This is a genomic window from Micromonospora sp. H61 (assembly GCF_018070325.1).
Classification (GTDB): domain Bacteria; phylum Actinomycetota; class Actinomycetes; order Mycobacteriales; family Micromonosporaceae; genus Micromonospora; species Micromonospora salmantinae.
The window spans coordinates 24,394-30,455 of the sequence record NZ_JAGPXY010000077.1 but is presented as its reverse complement, the minus strand read 5'-3'; the positions used below and the strand labels follow the sequence as shown (position 1 = coordinate 30,455).

The following is a 6,062-nucleotide window of genomic DNA, read 5'->3' as shown; positions in this document are numbered from 1 at the left end:
GGCTCACCGCGCCCTCGCCCTCGTCGAGCTCGGCGCGCTCTGCCCCCCGCGCGTCGGCGCCCGCAGCCCGCCGGCGCTGGGCGTGGACCGACGCCCCACCGACGCCGAGTTCGCGGCCGCCGACGCTGTGGTGCCGGCGCAGCCGGTGCACGTCGCGGTGGTGCTCTCCGGCGACCTGGACCCGGCCGGCTGGTGGGGTGCGGGTCGACCGGCCGGCTGGGCGGACGCGATCGAGGCGGCCCGTGACGTGCTGGCCGCCGCCGGGATCCCCGACGAGCGGGTCGAGGTGCGCGCCGCCGAGTACGCCCCGTGGCACCCGGGTCGCTGCGCCGAGCTGCGGGTCGACGACTCGGTCGTCGGACACGCTGGCGAGTTGCACCCGGTGGTGGTCGCGGCGTTGGAGCTGCCCCGCCGCACCAGCGCGATGGAGCTGAACCTCGACACGCTGCCGCCGACCCCGGTGACGCCGGCGCCGACGGTCTCCGGCTTCCCGCCGGCGCTGATCGACGTGGCTCTGGTGGTGGACGACTCGGTGCCGGCGGAGCAGGTGCGCCGGGCGCTGGAGGCGGGCGCCGGTGAGCTGCTGGAGGACGTGCGGCTCTTCGACGTGTATTCCGGCGCGCAGCTCGGCGCCGGCCGCCGCTCGCTGGCGTACAAGCTCACCTTCCGGGCACCGGACCGGACGCTCACCGTCGAGGAGGCGGTCGCGGCACGGGACGCGGCGGTCGCCGTCGCGGCGGAACGCCTCGGCGCCACCCTGCGCGGCGCCTGACGAGGGTCGGCCCGCCCCGCCCCGCGATCTCTTGATCCGCGGGTCCGGGGTCCGAGTCGCTGGCGGGGCACCTGCGATTAAAGGCCCTGGCCTGGTGATTTCTCACCAGGCCAGGGCCTTTAAAAGCGGTGGATTGAATACGGCACCCGTTACGGAGGCTCTCGTGGGTAGCTATTCAATGGATGAACGTGAAGCATTTGAGGTGATGTCAAAGTCGGCCGCGTGGACGGACTGGCTGGAATGTGTTCGGGTGACCATGGACAAGTGACGCCGCACGGAAGCCCGTTCTCAATGTTCAGGGCACCGGCAGTTGGTGCCGTGACCGGGGAGCTTAAGAGAAGTCTCGCAACTCCGAGCGCGGTTCGCAGCCGGATGCGATCCTGGGGGCATTGCGGGCCCAGGCCAGGATGACGCCGAGGTGGCGTACATGCGGGAGGTCACCGAGGCCGAAGGTGATCTCGACGACGAGGGGGGTAAGCATCGTTCCCCCGTCGTGAGAGGCGCGAACGGGAGTCAGGTGATGTCGACCACGCCGAGACCGGGCTCCGCGCACCTTCGCTTCGTGTTGGCATACGCCTTACCATGCAACGCGCGCGCCGTAGCCCTCCCCACGGCCCGCATTCACCGGTGAGGTCCGCCCCCCGGTTACCCCCACCGGTCGCAGCGGCTGAGGGGCCCTGAGAAAGATCTGCCTCGGAACCTGACATCTTCCTGGCCTGCGTCGTCATATTGGTGAGGGCGGCGACCGGTGGCCCGGAACGGGAGTGAAAAATGAAGGTTTTCATCGCTGGTGGGCGCGGCCGTGTCGGCTCCCCCCTTGCTGACAAGCTGGAGGCCAGGGGCGTCGAGGTGGTCTCGGGAGGACTTGATGACGGGATCGACGTGATCTCTGGCGAGGGGCTCGCCGAGGCCCTCGTCGGAGTCGACACCATCGTGAACGTCCTGAACACCCCCCGTTTTGATGCGGAGGGGGCGATTTCGTTCTTCGAGGGAGCGATCAACAATCTGAATGCGGAGGGCAAGCGGGCAGGTGTGCGTCATCACGTCCTGCTCTCCATCGTCGGCGTCGGACAAGGAGACGCGTCTGAGATTGGGTACTACCTCGGCAAGGTAGCGCAGGAGAAGGCCGCAAGATTCGGTTCGATCCCCGCAACCATCATTCGAGCCACTCAATTCCAGAGCTACCTTCCCGTCCTCATCGACCAGCACACTGTGGACGGAAAGGTTTTCGCTCCCAGGTCGTTCATCCAGCCCGTCGAACTGGACGAGGTCATCGAGCTGCTCGCCGAGGCTGCCACGACATTGGAGCCGGGAAGCGAGGTCGAGATCGCTGGACCCGACCGCTTCTACCACGATGACCTCTTCCGTGCCACGCTGGCTGATCGCGGAGACGACCGCGAGGTTGTGACCGTGGAGGCGGAAGGGGCACCCGATGCGATGGTTCCACGTGGCGCTCACCGGGTAGGGACTGTGAGGTACCCCATTTCAGGAATCCCCCTCGCCTGAAACCAAAATAAGAGGACGATGGAACGCTCGGGCGTCAGATGATAGTTGAGGCATGCCGCGCTCAGATCGGAAAGGGTGCCCAATGTCGGAAGATTTTCCTGCCGAATCCGTAGGGTTCGGAGGAGCCGAGCGTGATGAATCGCGGATTCTCGATTCCGTCGCGGCCGAGCGACGCCGTTTGATGTCGCTGGCCTTTCGTATGATGGGCACCCTGGCCGATGCTGAAGATGTTGTGCAAGAGACGTATGTCAGATGGTACCGCCTTGAGGCCGAGGAACGTGAAGCGATTGCCACGCCCGCTGCGTGGTTGATGCGAGTTGCGAGCCGTATCTCACTCGACATGCTGGGCTCCGCGCGGGCACGACGGGAGACGTACGTCGGACAATGGCTACCGGAGCCAGTCCCATCTGACCTCTTTGCGGACGCAGCGAAGGAGCCAACGAGCTCCAGTCATATCGCCGCCGACCCGCTCGATCACGTTTCCCTCGATGAGACGGTCAGTATGGCTTTGTTGACGGTCCTCGAGTCTATGACCCCAGCGGAGCGAGTGACGTTCGTACTGCATGATGTATTCGGTGTGCCGTTTGGCGAGATTGCCAGTGTTGTGGGCCGTTCACCAGGAGCCGTAAGGCAATTGGCGACGTCCGCACGTCGGCACGTTCGAGGAGGAAGGCGAGCACAAGTTTCTCCTCAACAGCATGATGAAGTTGTTCGGGCATTTCGCGACGCAACGGTTGGAGGGAATATTGAAGACCTGTTGCGCGTGTTGGCCCCGGACGTCGAACTGCGAGTAGATGGCGGCGGATTCGTCAATGCCGCACCTCGGGTTATCCGTGGTTCGGATCATGTAGCGCGGTGGCTCATGGGAGTGATGCGTAAGCAACCCGCTCTCCGTTTTGAGCGACGAGACACGGCTGACGGTCTCGGATACATGCTTAGAAATGAAGATCATCGATATGGGGTGGCCACCTTCGACGTCAGTGCTGAATGTGTGACGAACGTGTGGCTGATGCTTAATCCGCTGAAACTGACGAATTGGTCACTCGACTAAGGGATTGCAGATCATTAACACGTTGTTTTGATCTTGTTGTCCTCGCCGGTCTGTGCCCGCGGCTGGTGCCGAACAGCACGGCGAGGGGTTCCGCGGCCAGGGCGGCCACCGGCGGCGGATCGATTCCCACTGCGAACGCGGCGGTGTCGTGATCGGTGCCGACATTGACCCAGCCGGTGTTCGCGGTCAGATCGTAGATCCCGTAGGGACGGCTTTGCCCGACTGCGGGTCGGCGAAATCGTGGACGCTGACCGGGGCAGGCTCGCCGGCGGGACGCCACTGGCGGCCGCTGTTCTCGAAGTCGCCGACGAGCTCCTTCTTCTGGGTGTTCACGCTGTGACCGGCTGGCCGGCGTCCCGGTACCGGATGACTGAGACCGGCTCTCCGCAGCCCGATGAGCCAGAAGCATGAAAGGCTCTGGCTCATCGGGATTGGGACTACATCATCATGCAGAGCAGTGTATGAACTTGCAGTCCTGTGTCGTCCTTGTTAATCTTCGCTGCATAGTCATGCGGAGGTGAGTATGGGGATCCGAGTCGCGGTCGCCGGAGCGAGCGGGTACGCCGGAGGCGAGCTGCTGCGCCTGATCGCCGGGCACCCGGAGTTCGACCTGGTCGCCGCCACCGCACACAGCCAGGCCGGGCACCGCGTCGACGTGGTGCACCCGCAGCTCACCGGGCTCGACCTGGTGCTCGGCGAGACCGATCCGACGATCCTGGCCGATGCGGACCTGGTCTTCCTGGCCCTGCCGCACGGCCAGTCGGCGGCTCTCGCGGCCCAGCTTCCGGCCGAGGTGCGCATCGTCGACCTGGGTGCCGACCACCGGCTGGGCGACCCGTACGCCTGGGCGCAGTACTACGGCGGCACGCACGCCGGGCACTGGACCTACGGCCTGCCCGAGTTGCCCGGCCAGCGGGAGCTGATCGCCGGCGCCACCCGGGTGGCGAACACCGGCTGCTACGCCGCCGCGATCACCCTGGCGCTCGCGCCGCTGATCGCCGACGGCGCGGCCAACCCCGCCGACGTGGTGGTGGTCGCCGCCTCCGGCACCTCCGGCGCCGGCCGGGCGACCAAGCCGCACCTGTTGGCCAGCGAGGTGATGGGCGACCTGTCGCCGTACCGGGTGGGCACCCACCAGCACGTCCCGGAGATCAAGCAGGCCACGGGCGCGACCGGACTGTCGCTCACGCCGGTCCTGGCGCCGATGCCGCGCGGCATCCTGGCCACCGTCACCGCGGTGCCGGCGCGCGGCGTGGATCCGCAGGAGGTGCTGGCGCGGGCGTACGCGGACGCGCCGTTCGTGCACGTGCTGCCGGAGGGCCGTTGGCCGCACACCGCCGCGACCCTGGGCTCCAACTCGTGTCACCTCCAGGCCACCGTTGACGTCGACTCGGGTCGTCTGATCGTGCTCAGCGCGTTGGACAACCTGGGCAAGGGCGCGGCCGGTCAGGCCGTCCAGAACGCCAACCTGATGCTCGGCCTGCCGGAGACGACGGGCCTCTCGATCTGGGGGACCGCCCCATGAGTGTCACCACCCCTCGGGGGTTCCGGGCGGCCGGTGTGGCCGCCGGCCTCAAGACCAGCGGCGGCGCGGACGTCGCCCTGGTGGTCAACGACGGCCCGGACGCCGGTGTGGCCGGTGTCTTCACCACCAACCGGGTCAAGGCCGCGCCGGTGCTCTGGACCCAGCAGGTCGTGCAGGGCGGTGTGGTCCGCGCCGTGGTGCTCAACTCCGGTGGCGCCAACGCCTGCACCGGTCCGGCCGGCTTCCAGGACACCCACGCCACCGCCGAGCACACCGCCGCCGCGTTGACCTCGGTCAGCCCCCGGCTGATCCTCGGCGCCGGTGAGGTCGCGGTCTGCTCGACCGGTCTGATCGGTGAGCGGCTGCCGATGCCGAAGCTTCTGCCGGGCGTCCGCTCGGCGATCCGTGGGCTGTCCCGCGACGGCGGCCCGGCCGCCGCCGAAGCGATCATGACCACGGACACCCGGCCGAAGACCACTGTGGCCCGGGGGAGCGGCTGGACGGTCGGCGGCATGGCCAAGGGCGCCGGAATGCTCGCGCCCGGGATGGCCACCATGCTCTGTGTGCTGACCACCGACGCGGTGGCCGGGCCGGCGACGCTGGACGAGGCGTTGCGGGCGGCGACCCGGGTCACCTTCGACCGGGTCGACTCCGACGGCTGCATGTCCACCAACGACACGGTGCTGCTGCTGGCCAGCGGTGCGAGCGGCATCGAGCCGACGCCGGCCGAGCTGGCCGCCGCCGTCACCGCGGCCTGTCACGACCTGGCCCAGCAGTTGGTGGCCGACGCCGAGGGCGCCACGAAGCAGATCGCCATCGACGTGGTCGGCGCGGCGGACGAGGACGAGGCGGTCGAGGTGGGCCGTTCGGTGGCCCGCAACAACCTGGTCAAGACGGCGCTGTTCGGCAACGACCCCAACTGGGGCCGGATCCTCGCCGCCGTCGGCACCACCGCCGCCGCGTTCGAGCCGGACGAGGTGGACGTGGCGGTCAACGGGGTGTGGGTGTGCCGGGGCGGCGCCGCCGCCGAGGACCGTTCGAAGGTCGACCTGACCGGGCGGGACGTGACCATCCGGATCGACCTGCACGCTGGTACGTCGGCCGCCACGATCTGGACCAACGACCTGTCCCACGCGTACGTGCACGAGAACTCGGCGTACTCAACGTGAGCGCGAGGAACGCAGCGCAGCGGAGTCCCGCAGTCGCGA

At 67.9% G+C, this 6,062-nt stretch carries 4 protein-coding genes and 2 pseudogenes; 5 read left to right on the top strand and 1 reads right to left on the bottom strand.

Annotation, left to right across the window (positions count from 1 at the left end):
- From KBX08_RS27690 to sigJ, 3 genes and pseudogenes are all read left to right on the top strand, one after another.
- Window positions 1–772: pseudogene (locus tag KBX08_RS27690) on the top strand (phenylalanine--tRNA ligase subunit beta); the annotation flags it as partial.
- Between the two features lie 771 nt (window positions 773–1,543).
- Window positions 1,544–2,278 (top strand): SDR family oxidoreductase, encoded by a 735-nt coding sequence (locus KBX08_RS27685; RefSeq protein WP_210786260.1) that lies wholly within the window; start codon window positions 1,544–1,546, stop codon window positions 2,276–2,278.
- An 82-nt stretch (window positions 2,279–2,360) separates the two neighbouring features.
- Complete coding sequence (gene sigJ, locus KBX08_RS27680; protein WP_210786259.1) at window positions 2,361–3,329, top strand: RNA polymerase sigma factor SigJ; 969 nt, start codon at window positions 2,361–2,363, stop codon at window positions 3,327–3,329.
- A 105-nt stretch (window positions 3,330–3,434) separates the two neighbouring features.
- Here the strand turns inward: sigJ and KBX08_RS27675 are convergent.
- A pseudogene (locus tag KBX08_RS27675) lies at window positions 3,435–3,665 on the bottom strand (ISAzo13 family transposase); the annotation flags it as partial.
- Between the two features lie 187 nt (window positions 3,666–3,852).
- Here KBX08_RS27675 and argC point away from each other — a divergent pair.
- Both argC and argJ read left to right on the top strand, forming a co-directional pair.
- Window positions 3,853–4,854, top strand: coding sequence for an N-acetyl-gamma-glutamyl-phosphate reductase (gene argC, locus KBX08_RS27670; RefSeq protein WP_210786258.1), 1,002 nt, complete (start codon window positions 3,853–3,855; stop codon window positions 4,852–4,854).
- Window positions 4,851–6,023 carry a bifunctional glutamate N-acetyltransferase/amino-acid acetyltransferase ArgJ gene (gene argJ, locus KBX08_RS27665; RefSeq protein WP_210786257.1) on the top strand — a complete coding sequence of 391 codons (1,173 nt, stop codon included), beginning with the start codon at window positions 4,851–4,853 and terminating at the stop codon, window positions 6,021–6,023. The genes argC and argJ overlap by 4 nt, the downstream gene beginning before the upstream one ends.
- Window positions 6,024–6,062 lie beyond the last annotated feature (39 nt).